Below are 21,952 nucleotides of genomic sequence, written 5' to 3' on the forward strand. Positions count from 1 at the left end.
GTGCGACATGAGCCTGGATAACATTTCCTGCCAGAAGAGCTTCGGCGGCTGGCACAAGCGTTACCGGCATCACTCCAAGGTGCTGGGTTGCGACATGGTGTTCGCCGTCTACCTGCCGCCCCAGGCGGAGCTGGGCGAAAAGCTGCCGGTGCTGTACTGGCTCAGTGGCCTGACCTGCACCGACGAGAACTTCATGCAGAAGGCCGGCGCCCAGCGCCTGGCCGCCGAGCTTGGGCTGATCATCGTGGCGCCCGACACCAGCCCGCGCGGCGAGCAGGTGCCGGGCGACCCGGACGGTGCCTGGGACTTCGGCCTGGGGGCAGGCTTCTACCTCAACGCCACCCAGCAACCCTGGGCGCAGCACTACCGGATGCACGACTACGTGGTGCAGGAGCTACCGGCGCTGATCGAGGCGCACTTCCCGGCCTCCGAACAGCGCAGCATCAGCGGCCATTCAATGGGTGGCCATGGCGCGCTGGTGTGCGCCTTGCGCAACCCCGGGCGCTATCGCTCGGTGTCGGCGTTCTCGCCGATCAGCAACCCCATGGACTGCCCCTGGGGCGAGAAGGCCTTCAGCCGCTACCTGGGTGAAGACCGAGCGCGCTGGCGCGAGTGGGATGCCAGTGTGCTGCTGGCCGAAACCCCGGCGGGCGCGTGCCCGCCGATGCTGGTGGACCAGGGCGACCGGGATGATTTCCTGGAGAAGCAGCTCAAGCCTGAGGCGCTGGAGCAGGCGGCTCGCAAAGGGGGGCATGAGCTGACCCTGCGCCTGCAGCCTGGCTATGACCACAGCTACTACTTCATCGCCAGCTTCATCGACGAGCACCTGCGCCATCATGCAATGGCACTGGGCCGCCTGTAGGCCCCGGTTGGCGTGGGAGCCGGCTTGCCGGCGATGGGCTGCCAAGCAACCCCTTCAGCGCATAAAGCAGGTAGAATCACGCCCTGACTCAATCAGGGCGTTTTTCTATGCGTATTGGCCACGGCTACGATGTGCACCGTTTCTGCGACGGTGATTTCATTACCCTGGGTGGGGTGCGTATCCCCCACAAATACGGCCTCCTGGCCCATTCCGACGGCGACGTGCTGCTGCACGCCCTGAGCGATGCCTTGCTTGGCGCTGCGGCGCTGGGTGACATCGGCAAGCATTTCCCCGACACCGACCCACAGTTCAAGGGCGCCGACAGCCGCGCGCTGCTGCGTCACGTGGTCGCCATCGTCAAGGCCAAGGGCTGGAAAGTCGGCAATGTCGACGCCACCATCGTCGCCCAGGCACCCAAGATGGCCCCGCATATCGAAACCATGCGCCAGCGGATCGCCGAAGACCTGCACGTGGAGCTCGACCAGGTCAACGTCAAGGCCACCACCACCGAGAAGCTCGGCTTTACCGGCCGCGAGGAGGGCATTGCCGTGCATTCGGTCGCCCTGCTGCTGCCAGCATGACCGAACTGCAACTGCTGGGCCCGCGCGCATCGGGCCAATCCCTCGGCACCGCGGTGCTCAAGGCGGTGGCGGAAGACTTCCAGGTCGACGAGGTGCTGGACATCCCCTTGTCCGGCCAGGGCGAGCACCTGTGGCTGTGGGTCGAGAAGCGTGACCTGAACACCGAAGAAGCGGCCCGGCGCCTGGCACGTGCCGCAGGCGTGCCGGTGCGTTCGATCAGCTACGCCGGCCTCAAGGACCGCCAGGCCCTGACCCGCCAGTGGTTCAGCCTGCACCTGCCGGGCAAGGCCGACCCCGACCTGTCACGTGCCGAAGACGACACCCTGCGTGTGCTCAAGCAAGTGCGCCACCAGCGCAAGCTGCAGCGCGGCGCCCATTCGGCCAATGGCTTCACCCTGCGCCTGACCGCGCTGGCGGCTGATCGCCAGGCCCTCGATACACGCCTGGAGCTGCTCAAGCAGCACGGCGTGCCGAACTATTTTGGCAGCCAGCGCTTCGGCCATGGCGGCGGCAACGTCCACGATGCCCAGGACTGGGCGGCGCGCAAGGCCCTGCCAGAGCAGCGCAACGTGCGCTCGCGCCTGCTGTCGGCAGCGCGCAGCTACGTGTTCAACCAGGTGCTGGCGGCGCGTGTTGCCGATGGCAGCTGGCAGCGTGCGCAGGTCGGTGACCTGTTGGCATTCACCGACAGCCGCAGTTTCTTTCCGGCAGGCGAAGCGGAATGTTCCGACCCGCGCCTGGCCATTCTTGACTTGCACCCGACCGGCCCGATGTGGGGCGAAGGGCCTTCGCCTGCCGCTGGCGCGACGGCTGCGCTGGAGTCGGCTGTCGCCGAGCAGCACCCGGCGCTGTGCCAATGGCTGGCGAATGCGGGCATGAGTCACGAACGGCGAATCCTGCGGCTCCCTATTGGCGGCCTTACGTGGCATTATCCCGAGCCTGATATCCTGCAACTGGAATTCGTCCTTCCGGCCGGATGCTTCGCCACCGTGGTGGTGCGCGAGCTTGTCGATCTGGTGCCGGCAGGGCAGACGGACAGCCCATGCGTATTCTGATTTCGAATGACGACGGTGTTACGGCACCAGGCCTCGCCGCACTTCATGGTGCGCTGGCGGATTATGCCGAGTGCGTGGTAATCGCCCCGGATCAAGACAAGAGCGGCGCCGGCAGTTCGCTGACGCTGGACCGGCCGCTGCACCCGCAAACCTTGGCCAACGGCTTCATCAGCCTCAATGGCACGCCCACCGACTGCGTGCACCTGGGGCTCAACGGCTTGCTGCCGGAACCGCCGGACATGGTGGTTTCGGGCATCAACCTGGGCGCCAACCTGGGCGATGACGTGATTTATTCCGGCACGGTCGCCGCCGCGCTGGAAGGCCGCTTCCTGGGGGGCACGTCGCTGGCGTTCTCGCTGTTGTCGCGCCTGCCCGACAACCTGCCGACCGCGGCCTTCATCGCCCGCCGGTTGGTGGAGGCGCAGTCGCGCCTGGAGCTGCCGCCGCGCACCGTGCTCAACGTCAACATCCCCAACCTGCCGCTGGAGCACATCCGTGGCATCCAGGTCACTCGCCTCGGTCATCGGGCGCGGGCGGCGGCGCCGACCAAGGTGGTCAACCCGCGCGGCAAGGAAGGCTACTGGATTGCCGTGGCCGGCGATGCCGAGGATGGCGGGCCTGGCACCGACTTCCATGCGGTGATGCAAGGCTACGTGTCGATCACCCCCCTGCAGCTGGACCGCACCTTCAACGATGCCTTCGAGCAGTTGCACGGTTGGCTGGAGGGCCTGCTCTGATGCGCGAACAGGACGATCTGCAGCGTCGTGGTATCGGCATGACCTCCCAGCGTACCCGGGAGCGCCTGATCCAGCGCCTGAGCGAGGAAGGCGTGGCCAACCCCAAGGTGCTCGATGTGATTCGACGCACCCCGCGCCATCTGTTCGTCGATGAGGCCCTGGCCCATCGCGCCTACGAAGACACCGCGTTGCCGATCGGGCACAACCAGACCATCTCCCAGCCGTTCATGGTCGCGCACATGAGCGAGCTGCTGCTGGAGGCCGGCCCGCTGGACAAGGTGCTGGAGATTGGTACGGGGTCCGGTTACCAGACCGCGATCCTGGCCCAGCTGGTGGAGCGGGTGTTCTCGGTCGAGCGGATCAAGGTGCTGCAGGACCGGGCCAAGGAGCGCCTGGTCGAGCTCAACCTGCGCAACGTGGTGTTCCGCTGGGGCGACGGTTGCGATGGCTGGCAGGCGCTGGCGCCCTACAACGGCATCATCGTCACCGCAGTGGCGCCGGAGGTGCCGCAGGCGTTGCTCGATCAACTGGCCCCGGGTGGGCGCATGGTGATCCCGGTGGGGCCGGCTGGCGAAGTGCAGCAACTGATGCTGATCGTCCGTGAGGAGCACGGTTTTTCCCGGCGCGTGCTGGGTGCGGTGCGCTTCGTGCCGCTGCTCAACGGCCCACTGGCCTGACCTGGGCGGAATATTTCCAGCGGCGACGAATTCTTGCCGTTTCGCCCTGTCTATCTGGCGGGGTACGCCAATGCCGCAGCGGTTCGGCCTGGCCTATGCAGCTCGCCTCACAGAGACGGCGGGCTCGGTTATAATTGCAACAATATTGCATTTCTTGTCGTTTTATCGATTTCGGCACCATGAGGGGAGCGCGGGTGGGGCACACAGTCATTCGGCAGCGCAAGGATCGGTCGGGTTACAAGCTTCTGGTGATTGCTCTGGCCATGGGCACCCTGCTGACAGGTTGCTCGAGCACCGGCTCGAGTGGCGCGCGCGTGGTCGACCGCAGCAACCCTACTGTGGCGCCCAAGCGGCCAACCGTGACCTCTGGCCAGTACACCGTGAAGCCGGGCGACACCTTGTTCTCCATCGCCTTCCGCTATGGCTGGGACTACAAGGAGCTGGCCGCACGCAACGGCATCCCCGCGCCGTACACCATCCGCCCCGGTCAGGCGATTCGCTTCAACAGCGCCTCCACAGGCACCACCACGGTGGTCTCCAGCCCGTCGTCGTCGAGCAAGACCACGGTCATTCGTCGGCCTGTCGGCGCGCCTATCACCCCTCCCGCCAGTGGCGTAAAGCCGGCGCCAACAACCCCCGCCACGCCTACTCCGGTGGTTACCACGGTGCCCGCTGCAGAGCGCGCCGTAGGCGGCTGGACGTGGCCCGCCAATGGCGTGCTGATTGGAAAATTCGCTTCAAACGGTAGTTTGAATAAAGGCATTGATATCGCCGGTGATTTGGGACAGCCTGTTTTTGCTGCGTCTGATGGTGCGGTGGTCTACGCCGGGAGTGGCTTGAGGGGCTACGGCGAGCTGATCATCATCAAGCATAGCGACACCTACGTCAGTGCCTACGGTCACAACCGCAGGCTGTTGGTTCGGGAGGGGCAGCAGGTCAAGGCAGGGCAGTCGATTGCTGAAATGGGGTCTACGGGCACTGATCGGGTGAAGCTGCATTTCGAGATTCGCCGCCAGGGCAAACCCGTCGATCCGCTCCAGTTCCTGCCACGTCGTTGACCGTTGTACCCGGCCTGTTCCTGTGATGTAGAGGGGACAGGCTCCAGCGCTGCCAGGGATACAGGCGTCGCTCGAGTCTGAGTTCGAACTCAGCAAAGGGACTATAACAATGGCTCTCAATAAAGAAGCGCCGGAGTTTGACATCGACGATGACGTCCTCCTGATGGAGACGGGCATCGTTTTGGAAACGGATGTGGTGTCAGACGAACCTGCTGTACCGTCGGTTCGGACCAGGGCCAAGTCAGGCTCTACGCTCAAGCAACACAAGTACATCGATTACAGCCGGGCGCTCGACGCCACCCAGCTGTATCTCAACGAGATTGGTTTCTCGCCTCTGCTTTCGCCGGAAGAGGAAGTGCACTTTGCGCGCCTGTCGCAAAAGGGCGACCCCGCCGGCCGCAAGCGCATGATCGAAAGCAACCTGCGCCTGGTTGTGAAAATTGCCCGTCGTTACGTGAACCGCGGCTTGTCGTTGCTCGACCTGATCGAGGAGGGCAACCTGGGGCTGATCCGCGCGGTCGAGAAGTTCGACCCGGAGCGTGGTTTCCGGTTCTCGACCTATGCGACCTGGTGGATTCGCCAGACCATCGAGCGGGCGATCATGAACCAGACCCGCACCATCCGCCTGCCGATCCACGTGGTCAAGGAGCTCAACGTCTACCTGCGTGCCGCGCGGGAGCTGACCCAGAAGCTCGATCACGAACCCTCCCCGGAAGAAATCGCCACGCTGCTGGAAAAACCCGTTGCCGAGGTCAAGCGCATGCTCGGCCTCAACGAGCGGGTGTCTTCGGTGGACGTTTCCCTCGGGCCGGATTCAGACAAAACCCTGCTCGATACCCTGACCGACGATCGCCCAACCGACCCCTGCGAGCTGCTGCAGGACGACGACCTGTCGCAGAGCATCGACCAGTGGCTGGGTGAGCTGACCGACAAGCAGCGCGAGGTGGTGGTACGCCGCTTCGGCCTGCGTGGGCATGAGAGCAGCACCCTTGAAGACGTTGGCCTGGAAATCGGCCTGACCCGTGAGCGGGTGCGGCAGATTCAGGTTGAAGGGCTCAAGCGCTTGCGCGAGATCCTGGAGAAGAACGGGCTGTCCAGCGAGTCGCTGTTCCAGTAGCGGTATCCCCGAATGCAAAGCGCCCCGATGACCTCGGGGCGTTTTTGTTTGTGCGATTTGCTGAGCAGTGCCGGCACTCTCAGGTTTGGATGAATGTGTATCGCGCTACCGCAGATGCATTGCGTGTAAGCCTTTGCTTACTCGTGGTGTAAGCCATCCGTGTAAGGAGTAGTAAATTATTGTCGTTTCCAAATCCCGCAAATTCGCAACTCGTTGAAAATGATGAATTTTCTAGACTTGTGGAAATGTGTCCCCGGTAATTTCTTGTGAGGTATCGCAGTTGCCTGCGTCACGGAAGTCGCTAGTATTCGAACTGTGCACACGGACACGCACAGGCTTTCAGGATGAAGGCCAAGGACATCGCAAGAAGCGATTTCATCAGGAAGATGTTTGGGACAAGCAGGGACTACGGAAAAAATGTGGGCGGGTCAAACCGCCCCTTTTTTTTGCCCGCGCAAAATGAAAAAAGGCCCGTTGCGGGCCTTTTTCGTGCCTGGGCGCTATCAGCGCTCCAAGTCGGCAATCTTGCCTGGCTTGCCATCCCACTCTTCAGCGTCGGGCAGGGCATCCTTACGCTCGGTGATGTTCGGCCAGATTTCCGCCAGCTCGGCATTGAGCTCAATGAAGTTTTCCATGCCCGAAGGCACTTCGTCTTCCGAGAAGATCGCTTGGGCCGGGCATTCAGGCTCGCACAGTGCACAGTCGATGCACTCGTCCGGGTGAATCACCAGGAAGTTCGGGCCTTCGTAGAAGCAGTCCACCGGACAGACTTCCACGCAGTCGGTGTATTTGCATTTGATGCAGTTGTCGGTGACGACGAAGGTCATTTCTAGTTTTCTCCTCAGGCGACGGCGGCGGCCCTTCCTCTCAGGGCCGCGCGGTTTACGGGTACATGGCTGCAGGCCAGGCTAATAACCTGCAGCACCAGCAAACCGCGGCGGATTCTACCAGCTTGTAGTGGGCGCCGTTATAACAGGTTCTTTAGTTGATATAGCATTTCGATAGCTTGGCGCGGGGTCATGTCATCCAGGTCCAGCTTGCCCAGCTTCTCGATGGCCGGGTGCGGCAGGCTGGCGAACAGGTCGCTCTGGTGCGGGACATGGGGTTCGCCCTGGGCTTTGCTCGAGACCACCGGCTGCGCCGGCAGGCTGCTGGTTTCCAGGCGGCCCAGGTGCTCGCGGGCACGCTGGATCACTGGCGTCGGCACACCTGCCAGCTGCGCCACGGCCAGGCCGTAGCTCTGGCTGGCCGGGCCGGGCAGCACATGGTGCAGGAACACGATGCGCTCGTTGTGCTCGGTGGCGTTCAGGTGCACGTTGGCTACCAGCGGCTCGTTCTCCGGCAGCACGGTCAGCTCGAAATAGTGGGTGGCGAACAGCGTGTAGGCACGCAGCTGCGCCAGGCGCTCGGCAGCGGCCCAGGCCAGCGACAGGCCGTCGAAGGTGCTGGTGCCGCGGCCCACTTCATCCATCAGCACCAGGCTGCGGTCGGTGGCGTTGTGCAGGATGTTGGCGGTTTCGCTCATCTCGACCATGAAGGTCGAACGCCCGCCGGCCAGGTCGTCGCTGGAGCCGATGCGGGTGAAGATGCGGTCGACCAGCGACAGCTCGCAGCTGGCCGCCGGGACGAAGCTGCCGATATGCGCCATCAGCACGATCAGTGCGGTCTGGCGCATGTAGGTGGATTTACCGCCCATGTTCGGGCCGGTGATGATCAGCATGCGCGTGCTGTTGTCCAGGCTCAGGTCGTTGGCCACGAACGGCGTGGTCAGCACCTGCTCGACCACCGGATGGCGGCCCTGGTCGATGCGCAGGCAAGGCTCGTCGACAAAGCGCGGGCAGTTCAGGTCGAGGGTCAGCGCACGCTCGGCCAGGTTGCTCAGCACATCCAGCTCGGCCAATGCCGCGGCGCTGTCCTGCAGCGGTGCGAGGTGGCTGATCAGGGTTTCCAGCAGCGCGTCATAGAGCATCTTCTCGCGGGCCAGGGCGCGGCTCTTGGCCGACAGTGCCTTGTCCTCGAATGCCTTGAGCTCCGGCGTGATGAAGCGCTCGGCGCCCTTGAGGGTCTGGCGGCGAATGTAGTCGCCCGGGGCCTGTTCGGCCTGCTTGGTCGGCAGCTCGATGAAGTAGCCATGCACACGGTTGTAGCCGACCTTCAGGTTGGCAAGGCCGGTGCGGGCTTTTTCGCGGGCTTCCAGGTCGATCAGGAACTGGCCGGCGTTCTCGCTGATCGCCAGCAGCTCGTCCAGCTCGCTGTCATAGCCGGCCTTGAGCACGCCGCCATCACGGATGACGGCTGGCGGGTTGTCGATGATCGCCCGCTCCAGCAGGCTGGCCAGCTCCGGGTAGGTGCCGGTGATGGCCGCCAGGCGCGCCAGGTGCGGCGCCTCCAACTCGGCCATGGCGTTCTGCAGTTCAGGCAGGGCACCGAGGGCATCGCGCAGGCGTGCCAGGTCGCGTGGGCGGGCGTTGCGCAGGCCGATACGGGCGAGGATTCGCTCGATATCGCCGATTTCCTTGAGCTGCGGTTGCAGTTTCTCGAAGCGGTAGCCATCGAGCAGGCAGCGGATCGAATCCTGGCGCGCCTGCAGCACCTTGGGGTCGCGCAGCGGGCGGTTCAGCCAGCGCGTCAACAGGCGGCTGGCCATGGCCGTCTGGCAACGGTCGATCACCGATTGCAAGGTGTTGTCGCGCCCCCCGGCCAGGTTGATGTCCAGCTCCAGGTTGCGGCGGCTGGCGCCGTCGAGGATCACCGTGTCATCGAGGCGCTCGTGGCGCAGGCTGCGCAGGTGGGGCAGGGCGGTGCGCTGGGTTTCCTTGGCGTAGGTCAGCAGGCAGCCGGCGGCGCCGATGGCCAGGGTCAGCTTGTCGCAGCCAAAGCCTTTGAGGTCCTTGGTCGCAAATTGCTGGCACAGGGCCTTGCGCGCCGAGTCGCGGTCGAAGTCCCAGGGCGCGCGGCGGCGTGCACCCGGGCGCTTTTCGGCCGGCAAATCGCGCGGCCAGTCGTCGGGGATCAGCAGCTCGACCGGGTTCAGGCGCTCGAGCTCGGCCAGCAGGTTCTCCCAGCCCTTGATTTCCTGAACGCTGAAGTTGCCGCTGGTGATGTCCAGCACCGCCAGGCCGAACAGGCGCTCGTCCCCTAGCAGCGCGGCAATCAGGTTGTCGCGGCGCTCGTCAAGCAACGCCTCGTCACTGACTGTGCCGGGGGTGATGATGCGCACTACCTGGCGCTCGACCGGGCCCTTGCTGGTGGCCGGGTCGCCGATCTGCTCGCAGATCACCACCGACTCGCCAAGCTTGACCAGCTTGGCCAGGTAGCCCTCCAGCGAATGGAACGGAATTCCGCACATGGGGATGGACTGGCCGGCCGACTGACCGCGTGCGGTCAGGGTGATATCCAGCAGTTTCGCGGCTTTTTTTGCATCTTCGTAGAAGATTTCGTAGAAGTCGCCCATGCGGTAGAACATCAGCTGGTCTGGGTGCTGGTTCTTCAGCTTCCAGTACTGCTGCATCATCGGGGTGTGTGCGGAGAAGTCAGAAATTGCTTTATTCATCAATGGCTTATGATAGTCGGTCGACCATGCTGGGGCGAAATTGGGGCATTGTAGCACTGAAAATTCAACGGGGATGCCATCATCGTGTGCCATCAAAGTGCTCGTCAAAGCGAACGTTGCCCGGCTATGATGCCGGAATTTTCTGCTCGCGGCTCGATCTTTGGCTCGCCACAAGGCTGTAGCGGCAGTGCGTTGAAGTGAAGGAACATAACATGGCTACCGAAGCCCAAAAAAAGACTATTAGCCGCACATTGCAGTTGAAGCCAATTAAGTTCTCGACTTTGAAGGACGACAATGATCGGACCCTGTCATGGCTGATGGAAGAATTGGCTAATCTCTACCCTACCGTGGGTGACAGGACTGATGCGACGGGAGTGACAACAACAGAGGGGTTTATTCCCGATCTGTGCACCTTTTTTAATAACTATAAAAAGCTTTCTGACAACTCTTGCATTTTTGAGATTTGGTCCTATGAGCCTGGATTAATACCTCAAATGCTTACGCCAGATCCGACTTTGACAAATGCTGTTGTTGACTCGATTGTAGTCCCTTCAGAAAAAGAGGGTGGTGAGGCAAAAAGAGAATTCATTAACATAGCGCATGTTCTGGTGTTTGGGCATGCTGCAATTGTTGAGAGTACTCGCAGTACAGGTGGCGTTAATAATATTCAGCGGTACCTGAATCGGATGGCTCGTAAGTCAACAGTGGGGCGCAGGGGGAATTTTTTCTTCACAGATGCGGTCACGAAAGATCTGTCAAAGGAAATCGAGCGCGCTGGTGGAGCAGTAGGTTTTACTATCGGTGTGAGTTCAGTGGATCCAAATAGCGATAGTGCATTGTTAGGAGCTCTTTCTAGCGTTCGAGGTTATATTCCATCCAGTGGGGTGTTGACAGTTGGATGGTCCTCGAAGGACAAGCTTCCGAAAGAAAAGGTAATGAAAGCCTACGAGGAAGCGCAAGAGCAGGATGAAATCGAAAGTGCTATAATCCATCTCGGAGATGGTTCTTCCATCAGGGGTATGTCTAAATTCAAAATTAAGAAGCTTGTCCACGTTAATGATATCGGTGGCAAAAATCCAGATAGAAGTGAACTGAAAAGGAAAATGGTGTTCTATCTGGATGAGTTAAGGAAGCCCGGATCAGACGGGAAAAGGATTTTGGACGACTCTGGAGCGCTGGCGGATAATGAAATTTTTATTCCTAATACCCGAAGAAGTCAGAAACGCGAAGCTAATAAGGGATGAGCTTGGTGAGATTGCCGCATCTGGGTCAAATAATTTTGCTTACCTTTTATGGCATCTAGTAATCTTGGGGATTGGCGGGGCGTTGGGCTATTTCGGTGCTCCGTTTGTTGATGATAACCTACTGAATGCAGTTATTGCATTCAGTGGCGTTATTATGGGCTTTGTTATCACTGCGATGCTATTTTCTGGGCGTAGTCAGTTTTTGACTAAGATGACCCATGAGCAAACTCTGCTCTATGCGCATAAGACCAGATACATGCTGATGTCGCAAATAAATACATTGTTTGCCTTTTTGATGTGTTTGTTGTTTTGTGTTCTCACAATGATATCCCTGAAAGTGAAAAGTGGGTTTTTGAATTCCACAGCTCTTGTGGTTTTGTCTTCAGGTTTCTTTGGGTTGGGTTGTTACAGAGTGTTGTTGCTTCCTTTTCAGATTTATGATGTTCATTCTTTTGCACTCAACAATCTCATCGCTGATTCTGAAGAGAAGGTGGTCGGCGAGGTTGATAAAAAAACTGAAGAGCTTTTGAAAGCTTTGCAGGATTGATTGTTTTGCAGCTCTTCCCAGATCCGTGCTAGCTCGTTCGGTGATTCGTCATCCATCCATTTGGCATAGACCTCTACCAGCATTGTGAAGTCCTTGTGCCCCATCTGCTTCGCGATGAACGCAAGGTTTCCTCGGGCAGTTAGGCACCAGCAAGCGTAGGTGTGCCGCGTCTGGTACGGGCGCCTTGGTCGGATACCGGCACGGCGCTGAATCCCTGCCCATTTAGTATTCCAGGCAGTTGAGACGAACCACTCGTTGATGACCTTTTTCCGTGCCTGGGTGCTTGGCGACAGGAGCGGGGTGACCGACTCGTCTCGCCATTCGTGCCGGTTGTGGTAAACGCGGATGTCCCGCTTTGGGTGCTTGGTCACGATGGCTATCAGGGTTCTGCAGGCCTCGATCGCGGGCTCCATTAACAGCACTGTGCGGGGCTTACCTGTCTTGGGAAGTTTGAATGTGCCGTCGGCGGTGATCGCCCTGGTTACTTCGATCTTCCCCGTCTGTAAGTCGATGTCTTCCACGGCCAGCGCGCAGAGTTCGCCTGGGCGCAGTCCGGTGTAGACGGCAAGCGTGGTTGCCGCCACATCTTGAGGATGCAAACAGCCTTTCGTGACGATCAGGTCGAACTCCTCGTGCGTTAGTGGATCCGGCTCTTTCTCGCTCATGGCAAAGCGTGTGCACGCAGCAGAGAGCCCGGCCACGCAGTACTTGTTGCTCTCGCACCAGGTGAGGAAGCCGGCGAAGGTGGCCAAGTAATGGTTGGCGGTCGATGGGGCGCGAGTCTCGATCAGTCGCGCCCGGAGTAGGTGGATATCCTCGGGCAGAAGGATGCCTGCCAATCGATCCTTTCCCACCAGCTCGACGCATATGTCGATGGCGTATGCGTATTTCTCCTCGGTCATAGGGGTGATGTCGACGGCCTTCAGCGGTTTGTAGCGTTCTGCCAGTGCCTCCAGGCGCTCGTCCTTTGCGCTGCTGTAGTTCCCGGCATGCTTCGAGTTCGGGAAGTGTCGCCCGTACTCGAAGGTATTGGTCTTGATCTCATGAAGAATTGCCGCCCTGAGTAGGGCGGCATGTTTGATGTTGGCTTTGGTCACCGGCAGGCCAAGGGACTCACGGCAGCGGATGCGGCGCCACATGAAGACGATCCGCAAGTTGCCGCCGTGTATCTCGATGCCAGTGTGCTTAGCTAGCTCGGCCTCTAGGCCACTTGTGATGCGCTCTCGGCCCACTTGTCATACTCTGCGATATTGATGGTGATGCGGCCGTCTGGGGCTTTTCGCCAGATCCGGCCCTGTGCCCAGGTCCCGTTCTTCACCTTGTGGCGAATGGCGTCTTCGGAGTAGCCGGTCAGCTCAGCGGCCCGGTTGATTAGTACCCAGCGTGGCGTGCTCATCGCAGTGTCTCGATAATGGCACCGTGATGAAAGGTGCGTGATTTCCCTGTCTTCGGGTTGGTCGCTTCTATGTAGCCAGGGCGTGACCACCACGCGGCGATGTGACCTTTAACAACTACCTCGGTGGTATTGTGTCCAACTCGGACTCGTAGGCGGCTGCCGACTGGATCGGCTGCCCTGACTGCCGCGAGCAGGCCGACTTGGGCCATCGTCAGTTCGTTTTCAGCTGACGCGATCTTACTGGTGGTAGTCGGAGTGGCCGACTCAACGTGATTGATGTTGAGGTCGGGCTTGCAGCCCGCCGCTTTGTTGAGGTGGCGTCCGACCGCAGCGCCCATGCAGGGCATGCCGGAGAGTAGGATGTCGGTCTCGGGCTTGCAGCCCTCGGCATTCATCGGGCGGTGGCGCTGAAACTCGCGATCCTCGCCATCCACCGTGGCTGCTTTGTAGCCAGCCAAGAACAACAGATAGTCGTTATGCGTACGCATGTCGGCGAAGCCGGTGCTGTCCTTCACCAGCTCGCGCTCGTCCAGTCCGACGGGGTTGAGGCTGACGAACAGGTCTCTTGGGTCGGCGTTCAAGATTTGCGCCCTCGCATGATGATGAAGCCTGCTGCCTGGCGAGTCTTGGAGCACAGGTCGTGGTTGCCCTTGACGCGAGCCTTACCGCAGATGTCGCAGATAAACGACATGGCGGGGCGAAGCATCGGCTGCATGCCCTTGCGCGTGCGGGTGGTCGGGGAGTAGGTCGATGTGTTGATCACAGCGAATACCTCTCATGGGGGCGTCGGGCGTTTGGGCTGAGGGCCAGGTGCCCAAGGTTTGTGCCGCTGTCCACTGTCGGTAACGTTCCGGTCGCGGGGCTTTGGCCGGCTCTGCTGCGATGCAGTTCGACCAGGGCAGCGATCAGCGCCATGGCGAGCGCAAGGCTGAACAGCTGCCAGGTACGTGTTGAGTTAGCCACGTTGGCGGTCCTCGTTGAGCTGGCTGAGTGTCTGCCTGCTTGCAAGCTCGAAAAGCTGGTCGGCGGAAATCGGCGTGACGGACTGTTCAAAGTTGCGCACGGCGTCAAGCCGAGTGCGGTAGAGCCCGGCCAGGCCGAGCCACGCGACGGCGTGATGCTCCGCGTCAGACACAGTGCAGTCGTTGGCTTTGGGTCTGTCGCCTTGGACGCAGCGCTTGCACTTATTGCAGACGTGGAGCCCGCCGTCGTAGGGGTCGACGCAATCCCAGAGATGTTGGAATGTGCTCATGCGGCCTCCCACTGGTAAAGCTCAATAAGGTCTTTCGCATTAGCAGCGATCAGGTCCTCGGCCTCGTCAGCCACGTCAGGGGCGCGATAGGCGCGGGCGCCGCCGCTGCTCGCCCCGCCAGCGCCTGCGAAAAGGTCGACATAGAGTTCATGTTGGAAGGGGAGGGCCTGCTGTTGAGCTCCCGAAACAATGATCTGCTGGGAGGCCGTCATGCTGCGGCTCCCACAGTTGCTGCGCTGGCCGGGGTGCTGCGCAGATGGGCGTGTATTCGCTTGGCCAGCTCATCGATAGCTTCTGCCTGAGACCCAGCTCGGCCTGCTTGGTGATGAGATTTCAAAACATTCAATGTGCGCTGGGTCAGGCGCAACATCTCAGCAACGCCCAGCATCTCTTCATAGTCCGAACGAGTAACCGGCAATCCTGTGTAGGACATAATCCGTGCCTCGAGCTCAGCTGAGCGATTCTTCAAAGCCTCCAGCTGCCGAGCATGTTTAAGGTCCTCATCCGCTCGCTGTTTAACGTCAGAGTCGAGTGTTTCGCGCAGTTCATTGAGCTGGTGCCGTGCTGCATCGAGCTGAGAGGCGTACATCTCTTGGCGGCAGGTGAAACCATCAAGCTTGCCGTTGTTGTAGGCGCGAGTTCGCGCCATGCCGAACAGGAAAGGTGCGATTGCGAGTGTGGCGACCCAGAGAACTCCCATCGCAAGAACGTATTGGTGCGGTTGCATGTGCTGTGCTCCTTAGTGCCCAGCACCGGCCGATGGTGTGGTGTCTGGCCTGGTGCTGGATGCGTTGCCCCTGGTGGCCGGGGCCACCTCTGCTATGCCGTCTGTTTCGCTTTCGTGTCGAGGTAGTCGGCGAGGTCATGCAGGTAAATCACGTACTGCGCTCGGGCTGAGTGGTGCAGCTTTGTAGGCTTCAGCCCGATTTTTCCGGCGTTGATCAACTCCCTGAACCGACGGTCTGTCTTGATGTGCGGGAAGTAATGCTCCCGCACTGCAGTCAAAGTCGGGCAGGGTGTGGTCCACTGCTTGCGCAGCTGCCCAAGGGTATCGGTCATGGGTGCTCCCCACTCCCCACGGGGAGCTGGCCGAACTTGGTACGCACTGCTTCAGCAAGCGTGCTTTTGCAGCTGCCGTAAGCCGTCGCGAGGACCTCGCCTTGGTCGTTAGTCACAACGGTGCCGAAGGGATGGTGCTCGTCAGTTGTGGGAGTGATGTAGGCATGCAAGCCTTCCGGCAGTACCTGGCTCACGTAGTCCAGCGCGTCCATCAGGGCAATAGCGCGCTGGATCTGTTGGCCGGACTCAGTCCGGCCATTGGCCACATCCTGCAGAAAGTCGCGCAGGGACATGTATTTGGTCGAATCGCCACGGCGCAGGGTGATCGAGCCAGTAAATGGACCAAAGCGGACCTTCAGATGATGATCACGGTCGTCGTTTTCCACCTGGATGTGGGCGTCGACGACGGTTTCAGGGCGACGCAGAGGGCAATTGACGCTGCCGCCGTGCTCCAGCGTGCCCTCCAGGAGCATCACTCGACGCAGATTGATGGTGAACTCGTTCATGCCTCACCCCCATTGGGGATAGCACGGACATGACCGGCAGGGGAGACCACCAGGCGGAGCCCGGTAGAGCGTTGAAAGGCTTCAACGGTCGAGGGGCGGGTGCAGATGGTTGGGTGCAAGTAGACCTTGCACCCACTGTTGAGCTGTGCAGTTGGCATTTCTGGACCTCAGTGGTGAGAGGGTGGCGGTCCAGACAATACTCAAACGAATTTAGACGGTCAATACCTCTTCGTATTGATTGTATGAGCAATGGTTAGAAGATTTCCAGCTTGGAGACCACGACTCCACAGATCGATGCGTCTTCAGGTAGTTCGATAATGGGATCAGGCCAAGATGGGTTTAGCGGCTTCAAAAACCTCCGCGACCCCTCTAGAACCAATTGTTTGAACGTCGCTTCCTTGCTATCAGCGAGCTTGGCGATGACCAACGATCCGTTTTCGTAATCCTTGTTCGGATCGACAAAAATGATGTCGCCATCAAGGAACGATCGTCTCTCGTGCGGGTTGTGCATCGAAAGGCCTCGCACCCTCAGCGCAAAGGTCGCGCTGCTATGCGATACCGCGCAAGGTAACCAGTTTTCTACGTCCTGCAGTTCGAGCACATCTTGCATTTCACACCAAGCTCCCGCCTGCACCCAAGAAATCAGCGGGACGAAACCGCGAATGCGTGGACCTGGTTCGATGTTGGAGTTCGGGCCGGTGGCGAAGTCAGGTGATTCACCGCCTTTCCAAAGCCACTCGCTGGTCACACCCAGGGCTTTCGCCAGCTTCTCTACGTTTGCCTGGCGTGGGCTTGCCGAAGTGCCGGTAAGGATGCGGTGGATGGTCGGCTGCGGTACCCCTGAGCGTCTTCCTAACTCCCCTTCGGACCACTCCAGTTCATGCATTCGCTGTGCTACGCGCTTTCCTATCACGGCCATTGCTCTGATTCGTTTACGTATCGGAATTGTATTGCTCTGATTAATTCGTTTGGGTATTATCATTCCAATTCGATAACGCATCGGTGGGTGCAATGACCATTCAAGAGATGCTTCAAAAGCTGATCGATCTGGGGTTTTCGCAACGTGCGATTGCAGATCGAGTTGGCGTTACGCAGCCAACTATCTATCGAGCCACAAAAGGCGCAGCCGTCCGCTATGAGGTGGGCAAGGCTATTGAGCTGTTCTATGACGAGCAAAAGAAGGTTGCTGACAAGCAACATAAGTAAGGACTGCTGAGCCGGGGCCTCTCACCACAAGATCCCCCAGCTCAGCGAGCTCGGCGCAATGCGCCGTTGACCCGCCATCCGGTTGCCTCTCACCACAAGAATCGCCGGATGACTAGAACCGCGTGAAATGCCCGCACAGCACGCAAAGCACAACACACCGGTCGTATTCACAGGATAGGATGTACAAAGCCCTGTGACTACACCGTAAACCGAGGATTTACGGTTATGAGTCGCGTTGATCTATTGCCGGACGCTGGTCCGGTCCTCGCATTGCGGCAGGCGCTCTATCGCGCTGGTCGCGACTATCACGGTGGCATCACCAAGCTGGCCTTCGATATGGTCATGGACGTGGATGCCCTGCAGAAAAAGCTTCACCCCACCGAAGAGCGTCGCTGGCCCAGCCCGGACGAGATTGAAGAGATCGTCCGTTGGACTGCTGATTCTCGGCTGCTTGATGCGCTTGTCCGTCCGGCAGGTGCAGTGTGGTACCGACCGGAGCCAGTCCCAGCGACCAATGAAGCGCTGCAGGCGGTAGCGAAGCTACTTGAGGAGTCGAGCGAGTTTGTCGGTACCTTGCACGAGGGCGCCGCTGACAACGTGTGGACGACTGCCGAAGTGCTCGACCTTGAGCAGCGCGGCATGGATGTGATCCGCCAGGTGCTGGCCATCATGGCGGGTGCCCGTCAGGCCATGGAGGACGAAGCTCATGGCTGATGTGATCGATGTGGCCAATGACCAGGCCGACTACCACCTGCAGGTGGCGCTTCAGCGCCGCGTTCGCCCAGCGAATAAGCCGAGCGCGGAGTTCTGCGAAGATTGCGATGAACCTATCCCGGAGGAGCGGCAGCAGCTGGTGGCGGGGTGCGAGACTTGCATCAGCTGCCAGGAACTGCGGGAGCGCCGCAGATGAGCGAGCGCCCAACCTCTACCACAGCTGATTGGGCGCGGCGGTACATTGAAGCCTTCGATCTCGCCTTGGTTCCGATTGAGCCAGGTGAGAAGGGGCCGAAGGGTGCCGGCTGGAACAAGCCTGGTGGCTACTTCACGGACGCATCGAAGGCCGAGGCGTTCTGGACCGCGAGCCCGAACCACAACCTCGGTGTTGTGCTCGGGCCAAGTCGTGTCTGTTCGCTGGACGTTGATGACGTCGAGCTGACCCGGCAGGTCCTGGAGCAAACTTTGGGGCTCAATGTCGACGCACTCGCTGACGCGTATCCGACCTCTGTAGGCAACCCTGAACGGTTTCGCGTGATGTTTCGCGTTCCTGAGGGGGTGGAGCTGAGTCGCCACGCCCTGGTTTGGCCAAACAAGAACGACCCTGATGGCACCATCTACAAAGGGCTCATGGTGCAAGTGAAGGCTGCCATGGACGATGGCGATGCCGCCCGAGAGGCAGCTTTTCGCATGGCGGCTGAACCCTTCAAGAAAGTTACGGTTTTCGAGCTGAGGGGCGGTCTGGTGCAGGACGTTTTGCCGCCTTCAATTCACCCAGGTACTGGCAAGCCCTACACGTGGCGTACCCCACCGACTGCTGAAGGCTTGCCCGAGTTGCCGGCCGACTTGTTGGCCATCTGGCGGGGCTGGGATGCATTCAAGCCCAAGGGGGAAGCGGTTTGCCCTTGGAAGCCAAAGGTGCCGACGCCTGCGGTGGCGGCTCGTCCAGCCGTCAAGCCATCACCAGCTGCAGCACGATCTGGTGACCGGCTGCCCGAGGTAATCCCTGAGTTCAATCGCATCCATGACATTGCCACGATTATTGAGGCGCATGGTTACAAGCACATCGACGGAAAGTGGTTGAGCCCGCACAGCAGCTCTGGGGCGCCAGGTGTGACGATCACGGAAGGCAAGCTCTACTCGCACCACACCTCTGATCCGCTGGCCAACGGACACAAGAATGATGCATTCGATGTGTTCTGCATCTTGATGCACGATGGCGACCAGAAGGCTGCGACCAGAGCGGCTGCTCGAATCCTTGGTATAGACGCGAAGTCTCGTCCGCCGGCGCCGCCGCCATTGGGCGAGCTTCCCCGTACCCCATCGGTGGTCGAGCTGGCCGAGCAGGTGGCAGTCGTGGAAAGTGATATCGAGCACCTTCACCACGCCCCCTCGGACGTCGAATCCCCCAGCTCGGCCGCCTCCTCGGCCTCCGGGGGGGAGGGGGCGGATGGTCTGGTGCTGAAGAGTGCCATGCGCCGATTCGCCCTGGTCGAGGGCTCCACTAACGTGTGGGATCTCGACAAAGGCCAGTCGATGAAGCGTGCCGGGTTCGAGGCGCTGGTAGGCAAGCCGCTCGCCAAGCAGTGGATGGAGCGGACAGACAAAAAGCTGATGTCGCTCGACCAAGTGAAAGAGCTGGAGCAGCTTAAAAGATTGGGGGCTAAGAAGGGCGGCGCCCTGAAGCTGGATCCCATTGAGCGGTACGTCTACATCGACGGCACCAAGGATGTCTGGGATCGGGAGAAGAAGCGCCGTATCCCTGAAGGCGCGGTCAAGATGGCCTTGGGTGACGAATACAAATGGTGGCTGAACAGCCAGGATCGCCGTGTTGTCGACGTGGATCACATTGTGTTCGATCCGACCATGACCAAAGATCCGGCCATCTATATCAACACGTTTGAGGGTTTGCCGCTCGAACCTGTGCGTGATGACGCGGCCTGCGAGAACCTGCGCTGGCTGATCTCATTCCTGTGCAACCACGACGCGGAGGCGCTGGAATGGCTCGTCAAGTGGCTCGCCTACCCGCTGCAGCACATGGGCGCGAAGATGGACACGGCGATCCTGTTTCACTCCACCATGGAGGGCTCAGGCAAAAGCCTCATGTTCGCGGACGTAATGGGCGAGCTGTATGGCCAGTATGGCGCGACGGTCGGGCAGACCCAGTTGGAAGGCAGTTTCAACGCCTGGCAGAGCCGCAAGCTGTGGGCAGTGTTTGAAGAGGTTGTCAGCCGCGACCAGCGTTACAACCAGGTCGGCAAGATCAAACACATGATCACCGGCAAGACGGTGCGCATGGAGTCGAAGTTCATCAACGGCTGGGAAGAGGCCAACCATATGAACTCGGCGTTTCTCAGCAACGAGATCATGCCGTGGCCGATCAGCGAAGACGACCGACGGATGCTGGTGATGTGGCCTCTTGAGACGCTGCCGCCGGAGCGCCAGAAGGCGATCAGCCGGGAGCTGGCGAACGGTGGAGTGGCTGCCTTGTACGGCTGGCTGCTTGATGTCGAGTTGGGGGAATTCAACCAGCGCACGCGGCCGCCCAAAACCGAGGCTCGCCAGCGCCTGGTTGAGTTGAGCCGCACTGCTTGGCAGACCTTCTTCTATCTGTGGCGTGCCGGTGAGTTGGGGCACGGCCTGTGGGGATGCGCGCTGACAAGCGATGTTTACGCCATGTTCGCCGAGTGGTGCTCGCACAACCGGGAAGGCGTGATGAGCCAGACGAAGTTCTCGCTGATGCTCAGCGCGAAGGTGGAGAAGACCCGAGCGATTCCCTGGACCGATGGCAACAACCGGCGGTTCGCCGCGTTCTTCTTTCCTGACGATGGTGATCCTTCCCTGCCCCCATCCATGAAGTCGGCCGAGCTGGGCAAGAACGTCGTCGAGTGGCGTGCCAGGGCGAAGCTGGCTGGCTGGAACGTTGATGGCTGGGACCACGTGAAGAGGGTGCTCGCGGCATGACTACCTCTATTTGTGTGTTGGGTGTGTTGGGCTTGTGTCGGGTTGGATTGGTCTACCCAACACAGTCGGATTGCCCGAAATCATTGGTTTGCACGGGTGGTGTGTTGGGTGTGTTGGGTTTGTCCGCGCGCGCGCGCGTGCGCGTAATTTTTTGCACTGCCATCAGTGAAGAAAAAAAACTCTATGCGAAAAAAAATAAACCCAACAAACCCAACACACTCAACACAAGTTCATCTAATCAATTGATTTCATTGGGTTTTACTTGTGTTGGGTTTGTGTCGGGTTTTGGAAATGTGTGTTGGGTGCAGGTTTGGGGGGTATGGCGATGAGCATGGATCAGGAAGTGGGTCTCCTACTGCGGGTCACGCAGCACCAGATCGATATGGCAGAGCTTATTGACCCCGCCGAGCGCCTGCGCCTGGTGGGCGAACTGATGCGCCACTGGGGAGAACAGCGCCGCCTGGTTGGGCTTAAGGCGAGTCTGGGTAGCCAGATGGGGACGATCATGGAATGGAAGGGGGCTGCGCCTCGCGGTGGCGTGTCGGGTCATCGCATTCTGGTTGCCGGTGCTGGTATGGATCACTCAGCAGCGGAAGTAGATGCTGCTGTCATCCAACTGGGGAGGCGAGACAAGCGGGGGGAGACGTTGGCCAAGCTGGCAGAGATGCGCTACTTACTGGGCTTCACTATTCGGGAGCAAATGAGGGTGGTTGGGCTGGCGGAAGATGCTGATCGCACCTATCGCAACTGGGTTAAAGCCCTGCATCTGCAGGTGTTTGCCATTCTCGCGGCCCGCGCTGGGCGGGTCAGGCAGCAAACCGTTCGTCGGGTCACTATGCGCCGAGCGTGCGCCGAAGGTGCGCCGAAGTAGCGCCGAAGCGGATAACCGAAAACAGCCCCTTTTCGGTTTTTCCGGTGACCTGTAAAAAGTCACCACGATGTGAAAAGTGCGCTTAGGCGCTGACCCAACAAGCACTGTGCTGTGCAACCCGCCCCGACCAGTCGGTGCATCGAGAACCCTGCCAACTGGCGGGGTTTTCTTTTTCCGGCGCCGTGCTTTGCCAATGAGGCTTACATGAACAGCGAGCAACAAGCGTTAGTCGAGATGCCGATCTGGATGGTGATTGTGCTGTCCCTGGTCGGCGGAGTGTCGGGTGAAATGTGGCGTGCGGATCGGGCGGGTGCTCGCGGCTGGGCTTTGGTCCGACGCATTGCCCTGCGGTCCGGAGCATGTGTGGTTTGCGGTATGGCAACCATCATGCTGCTTTACTCGGCCGGGGCGTCGATCTGGGCGGCCGCTGCCTTTGGTTGCTTGACTGCAACTGCCGGTGCTGATGTTGCGATTGGCCTGTACGAGCGCTGGGCCGCCAAGCGGCTGGGCGTCGAGCAGGTGCCGCCGGCCAGTGGCGACGCGGGGCAGTGAC

General features: G+C 60.2%; 28 protein-coding genes. 16 read left to right on the top strand and 12 right to left on the bottom strand.

What is annotated here, in order from left to right:
- Nucleotides 1-7 precede the first annotated feature (7 nt).
- The 7 genes from fghA (at nucleotide 8) to rpoS (ending at nucleotide 6,087) form a co-directional block, all read left to right on the top strand.
- Complete coding sequence (fghA, locus tag L6D75_RS18700) at nucleotides 8-862, top strand: S-formylglutathione hydrolase (RefSeq protein ID WP_176513496.1); 855 nt, start codon at nucleotides 8-10, stop codon at nucleotides 860-862.
- Between the two features lie 107 nt (nucleotides 863-969).
- Nucleotides 970-1,443, top strand: coding sequence for a 2-C-methyl-D-erythritol 2,4-cyclodiphosphate synthase (gene ispF, locus L6D75_RS18705; RefSeq protein ID WP_176513494.1), 474 nt, complete (start codon nucleotides 970-972; stop codon nucleotides 1,441-1,443).
- Entirely contained in the window at nucleotides 1,440-2,498 is a 1,059-nt protein-coding gene (gene truD, locus L6D75_RS18710; RefSeq protein ID WP_176513492.1) for a tRNA pseudouridine(13) synthase TruD, read from the top strand. Before ispF ends, truD begins: the two co-directional genes overlap by 4 nt.
- Nucleotides 2,486-3,235, top strand: coding sequence for a 5'/3'-nucleotidase SurE (gene surE / locus L6D75_RS18715; protein WP_176513490.1), 750 nt, complete (start codon nucleotides 2,486-2,488; stop codon nucleotides 3,233-3,235). The genes truD and surE overlap by 13 nt, the downstream gene beginning before the upstream one ends.
- Before the next feature lie 38 nt (nucleotides 3,236-3,273).
- Nucleotides 3,274-3,912 carry a protein-L-isoaspartate(D-aspartate) O-methyltransferase gene (locus tag L6D75_RS18720; RefSeq protein ID WP_176513697.1) on the top strand — a complete coding sequence of 213 codons (639 nt, stop codon included), beginning with the start codon at nucleotides 3,274-3,276 and terminating at the stop codon, nucleotides 3,910-3,912.
- 194 nt (nucleotides 3,913-4,106) lie between these two features.
- Nucleotides 4,107-4,970, top strand: coding sequence for a peptidoglycan DD-metalloendopeptidase family protein (locus L6D75_RS18725; RefSeq protein WP_176513694.1), 864 nt, complete (start codon nucleotides 4,107-4,109; stop codon nucleotides 4,968-4,970).
- 109 nt (nucleotides 4,971-5,079) lie between these two features.
- Entirely contained in the window at nucleotides 5,080-6,087 is a 1,008-nt protein-coding gene (gene rpoS, locus L6D75_RS18730; RefSeq protein ID WP_012315872.1) for an RNA polymerase sigma factor RpoS, read from the top strand.
- Nucleotides 6,088-6,590: 503 nt separating this feature from the next.
- On the opposite strand, the gene fdxA is transcribed toward rpoS, so the two are convergent.
- Nucleotides 6,591-6,914 (bottom strand): ferredoxin FdxA, encoded by a 324-nt coding sequence (gene fdxA / locus L6D75_RS18735; protein WP_003252355.1) that lies wholly within the window; start codon nucleotides 6,912-6,914, stop codon nucleotides 6,591-6,593.
- 140 nt (nucleotides 6,915-7,054) lie between these two features.
- Nucleotides 7,055-9,628: a DNA mismatch repair protein MutS gene (mutS, locus tag L6D75_RS18740; protein WP_176513691.1), complete on the bottom strand. Its 2,574-nt coding sequence runs from the start codon at nucleotides 9,626-9,628 to the stop codon at nucleotides 7,055-7,057.
- A 224-nt stretch (nucleotides 9,629-9,852) separates the two neighbouring features.
- On the opposite strand from mutS, the gene L6D75_RS18745 reads away from it, so the two are divergent.
- Nucleotides 9,853-10,884: a hypothetical protein gene (locus tag L6D75_RS18745; protein WP_176513488.1), complete on the top strand. Its 1,032-nt coding sequence runs from the start codon at nucleotides 9,853-9,855 to the stop codon at nucleotides 10,882-10,884.
- Nucleotides 10,826-11,431 carry a hypothetical protein gene (locus L6D75_RS18750; protein WP_176513486.1) on the top strand — a complete coding sequence of 202 codons (606 nt, stop codon included), beginning with the start codon at nucleotides 10,826-10,828 and terminating at the stop codon, nucleotides 11,429-11,431. The genes L6D75_RS18745 and L6D75_RS18750 overlap by 59 nt, the downstream gene beginning before the upstream one ends.
- Here L6D75_RS18750 and L6D75_RS18755 read toward each other — a convergent pair.
- The 10 genes from L6D75_RS18755 to L6D75_RS18800 all read right to left on the bottom strand — a co-directional run bounded on the left by L6D75_RS18755 (nucleotide 11,329) and on the right by L6D75_RS18800 (nucleotide 16,563).
- Nucleotides 11,329-12,663: a site-specific integrase gene (locus L6D75_RS18755; RefSeq protein WP_176513484.1), complete on the bottom strand. Its 1,335-nt coding sequence runs from the start codon at nucleotides 12,661-12,663 to the stop codon at nucleotides 11,329-11,331. The genes L6D75_RS18750 and L6D75_RS18755 overlap by 103 nt on opposite strands.
- Nucleotides 12,633-12,827 carry a hypothetical protein gene (locus tag L6D75_RS18760; RefSeq protein ID WP_060495023.1) on the bottom strand — a complete coding sequence of 65 codons (195 nt, stop codon included), beginning with the start codon at nucleotides 12,825-12,827 and terminating at the stop codon, nucleotides 12,633-12,635. Before L6D75_RS18760 ends, L6D75_RS18755 begins: the two co-directional genes overlap by 31 nt.
- Nucleotides 12,824-13,408, bottom strand: coding sequence for a hypothetical protein (locus tag L6D75_RS18765; RefSeq protein ID WP_176513482.1), 585 nt, complete (start codon nucleotides 13,406-13,408; stop codon nucleotides 12,824-12,826). The genes L6D75_RS18760 and L6D75_RS18765 overlap by 4 nt, the downstream gene beginning before the upstream one ends.
- A complete protein-coding gene (locus L6D75_RS18770; protein ID WP_176513463.1) occupies nucleotides 13,405-13,590 on the bottom strand; it encodes a hypothetical protein in 186 nt (61 codons plus the stop codon). Before L6D75_RS18770 ends, L6D75_RS18765 begins: the two co-directional genes overlap by 4 nt.
- A gap of 192 nt (nucleotides 13,591-13,782) precedes the next feature.
- Entirely contained in the window at nucleotides 13,783-14,079 is a 297-nt protein-coding gene (locus L6D75_RS18775) for a hypothetical protein (protein WP_236193751.1), read from the bottom strand.
- The gene (locus L6D75_RS18780; RefSeq protein ID WP_176513461.1) at nucleotides 14,076-14,291 is read right to left on the bottom strand and encodes a hypothetical protein; all 216 of its coding nucleotides are present in this window, start codon (nucleotides 14,289-14,291) and stop codon (nucleotides 14,076-14,078) included. Before L6D75_RS18780 ends, L6D75_RS18775 begins: the two co-directional genes overlap by 4 nt.
- Nucleotides 14,288-14,806, bottom strand: a complete 519-nt coding sequence (locus L6D75_RS18785; RefSeq protein WP_176513480.1) for a hypothetical protein — start codon at nucleotides 14,804-14,806, stop codon at nucleotides 14,288-14,290. Before L6D75_RS18785 ends, L6D75_RS18780 begins: the two co-directional genes overlap by 4 nt.
- Before the next feature lie 92 nt (nucleotides 14,807-14,898).
- Nucleotides 14,899-15,138 carry a pyocin activator PrtN family protein gene (locus L6D75_RS18790; RefSeq protein ID WP_176513478.1) on the bottom strand — a complete coding sequence of 80 codons (240 nt, stop codon included), beginning with the start codon at nucleotides 15,136-15,138 and terminating at the stop codon, nucleotides 14,899-14,901.
- Nucleotides 15,135-15,644: a hypothetical protein gene (locus tag L6D75_RS18795; protein ID WP_176513476.1), complete on the bottom strand. Its 510-nt coding sequence runs from the start codon at nucleotides 15,642-15,644 to the stop codon at nucleotides 15,135-15,137. Before L6D75_RS18795 ends, L6D75_RS18790 begins: the two co-directional genes overlap by 4 nt.
- Nucleotides 15,645-15,897: 253 nt before the next feature.
- A complete protein-coding gene (locus L6D75_RS18800; protein WP_276574742.1) occupies nucleotides 15,898-16,563 on the bottom strand; it encodes a LexA family protein in 666 nt (221 codons plus the stop codon).
- Nucleotides 16,564-16,655: 92 nt separating this feature from the next.
- Between L6D75_RS18800 and L6D75_RS18805 the strand changes: the two genes are divergently transcribed.
- The 7 genes from L6D75_RS18805 to L6D75_RS18835 all read left to right on the top strand — a co-directional run bounded on the left by L6D75_RS18805 (nucleotide 16,656) and on the right by L6D75_RS18835 (nucleotide 21,951).
- The gene (locus tag L6D75_RS18805; protein ID WP_176513475.1) at nucleotides 16,656-16,850 is read left to right on the top strand and encodes a helix-turn-helix domain-containing protein; all 195 of its coding nucleotides are present in this window, start codon (nucleotides 16,656-16,658) and stop codon (nucleotides 16,848-16,850) included.
- 225 nt (nucleotides 16,851-17,075) lie between these two features.
- Nucleotides 17,076-17,564, top strand: coding sequence for a phage regulatory CII family protein (locus L6D75_RS18810; RefSeq protein WP_176513473.1), 489 nt, complete (start codon nucleotides 17,076-17,078; stop codon nucleotides 17,562-17,564).
- Nucleotides 17,557-17,760, top strand: coding sequence for a TraR/DksA C4-type zinc finger protein (locus tag L6D75_RS18815; protein ID WP_176513471.1), 204 nt, complete (start codon nucleotides 17,557-17,559; stop codon nucleotides 17,758-17,760). Before L6D75_RS18810 ends, L6D75_RS18815 begins: the two co-directional genes overlap by 8 nt.
- Nucleotides 17,757-20,528, top strand: a complete 2,772-nt coding sequence (locus L6D75_RS18820; RefSeq protein WP_176513469.1) for a bifunctional DNA primase/polymerase — start codon at nucleotides 17,757-17,759, stop codon at nucleotides 20,526-20,528. Before L6D75_RS18815 ends, L6D75_RS18820 begins: the two co-directional genes overlap by 4 nt.
- Nucleotides 20,525-20,857, top strand: coding sequence for a hypothetical protein (locus L6D75_RS18825; protein WP_176513467.1), 333 nt, complete (start codon nucleotides 20,525-20,527; stop codon nucleotides 20,855-20,857). Before L6D75_RS18820 ends, L6D75_RS18825 begins: the two co-directional genes overlap by 4 nt.
- Nucleotides 20,858-20,859: 2 nt before the next feature.
- Nucleotides 20,860-21,399 carry a hypothetical protein gene (locus tag L6D75_RS18830; RefSeq protein ID WP_176513465.1) on the top strand — a complete coding sequence of 180 codons (540 nt, stop codon included), beginning with the start codon at nucleotides 20,860-20,862 and terminating at the stop codon, nucleotides 21,397-21,399.
- 204 nt (nucleotides 21,400-21,603) lie between these two features.
- Nucleotides 21,604-21,951, top strand: coding sequence for a phage holin family protein (locus L6D75_RS18835; protein WP_236193761.1), 348 nt, complete (start codon nucleotides 21,604-21,606; stop codon nucleotides 21,949-21,951).
- Nucleotide 21,952: the final 1 nt, after the last annotated feature.

The organism is Pseudomonas faucium (assembly GCF_021602585.1).
GTDB lineage: Bacteria > Pseudomonadota > Gammaproteobacteria > Pseudomonadales > Pseudomonadaceae > Aquipseudomonas > Aquipseudomonas faucium.

What these genes read in the sequence shown, in the direction of transcription:
- L6D75_RS18815 (WP_176513471.1), top strand. Translation starts at nt 17,557, where the DNA reads ATGGCTGATGTGATCGATGTGGCCAATGACCAGGCCGACTACCACCTG.
- L6D75_RS18790 (WP_176513478.1), bottom strand. Translation starts at nt 15,138, where the DNA reads ATGACCGATACCCTTGGGCAGCTGCGCAAGCAGTGGACCACACCCTGC.
- L6D75_RS18800 (WP_276574742.1), bottom strand. Translation starts at nt 16,563, where the DNA reads ATGGCCGTGATAGGAAAGCGCGTAGCACAGCGAATGCATGAACTGGAG.
- surE (WP_176513490.1), top strand. Translation starts at nt 2,486, where the DNA reads ATGCGTATTCTGATTTCGAATGACGACGGTGTTACGGCACCAGGCCTC.
- rpoS (WP_012315872.1), top strand. Translation starts at nt 5,080, where the DNA reads ATGGCTCTCAATAAAGAAGCGCCGGAGTTTGACATCGACGATGACGTC.
- fghA (WP_176513496.1), top strand. Translation starts at nt 8, where the DNA reads ATGAGCCTGGATAACATTTCCTGCCAGAAGAGCTTCGGCGGCTGGCAC.
- L6D75_RS18830 (WP_176513465.1), top strand. Translation starts at nt 20,860, where the DNA reads ATGGATCAGGAAGTGGGTCTCCTACTGCGGGTCACGCAGCACCAGATC.
- L6D75_RS18720 (WP_176513697.1), top strand. Translation starts at nt 3,274, where the DNA reads ATGACCTCCCAGCGTACCCGGGAGCGCCTGATCCAGCGCCTGAGCGAG.
- L6D75_RS18775 (WP_236193751.1), bottom strand. Translation starts at nt 14,079, where the DNA reads ATGAGCACATTCCAACATCTCTGGGATTGCGTCGACCCCTACGACGGC.
- L6D75_RS18745 (WP_176513488.1), top strand. Translation starts at nt 9,853, where the DNA reads ATGGCTACCGAAGCCCAAAAAAAGACTATTAGCCGCACATTGCAGTTG.
- fdxA (WP_003252355.1), bottom strand. Translation starts at nt 6,914, where the DNA reads ATGACCTTCGTCGTCACCGACAACTGCATCAAATGCAAATACACCGAC.
- L6D75_RS18785 (WP_176513480.1), bottom strand. Translation starts at nt 14,806, where the DNA reads ATGCAACCGCACCAATACGTTCTTGCGATGGGAGTTCTCTGGGTCGCC.
- L6D75_RS18750 (WP_176513486.1), top strand. Translation starts at nt 10,826, where the DNA reads ATGAAATTTTTATTCCTAATACCCGAAGAAGTCAGAAACGCGAAGCTA.
- ispF (WP_176513494.1), top strand. Translation starts at nt 970, where the DNA reads ATGCGTATTGGCCACGGCTACGATGTGCACCGTTTCTGCGACGGTGAT.
- L6D75_RS18795 (WP_176513476.1), bottom strand. Translation starts at nt 15,644, where the DNA reads ATGAACGAGTTCACCATCAATCTGCGTCGAGTGATGCTCCTGGAGGGC.
- L6D75_RS18810 (WP_176513473.1), top strand. Translation starts at nt 17,076, where the DNA reads ATGAGTCGCGTTGATCTATTGCCGGACGCTGGTCCGGTCCTCGCATTG.
- truD (WP_176513492.1), top strand. Translation starts at nt 1,440, where the DNA reads ATGACCGAACTGCAACTGCTGGGCCCGCGCGCATCGGGCCAATCCCTC.
- L6D75_RS18825 (WP_176513467.1), top strand. Translation starts at nt 20,525, where the DNA reads ATGACTACCTCTATTTGTGTGTTGGGTGTGTTGGGCTTGTGTCGGGTT.
- L6D75_RS18820 (WP_176513469.1), top strand. Translation starts at nt 17,757, where the DNA reads ATGAGCGAGCGCCCAACCTCTACCACAGCTGATTGGGCGCGGCGGTAC.
- L6D75_RS18805 (WP_176513475.1), top strand. Translation starts at nt 16,656, where the DNA reads ATGACCATTCAAGAGATGCTTCAAAAGCTGATCGATCTGGGGTTTTCG.
- L6D75_RS18760 (WP_060495023.1), bottom strand. Translation starts at nt 12,827, where the DNA reads ATGAGCACGCCACGCTGGGTACTAATCAACCGGGCCGCTGAGCTGACC.
- L6D75_RS18835 (WP_236193761.1), top strand. Translation starts at nt 21,604, where the DNA reads ATGAACAGCGAGCAACAAGCGTTAGTCGAGATGCCGATCTGGATGGTG.
- L6D75_RS18780 (WP_176513461.1), bottom strand. Translation starts at nt 14,291, where the DNA reads ATGACGGCCTCCCAGCAGATCATTGTTTCGGGAGCTCAACAGCAGGCC.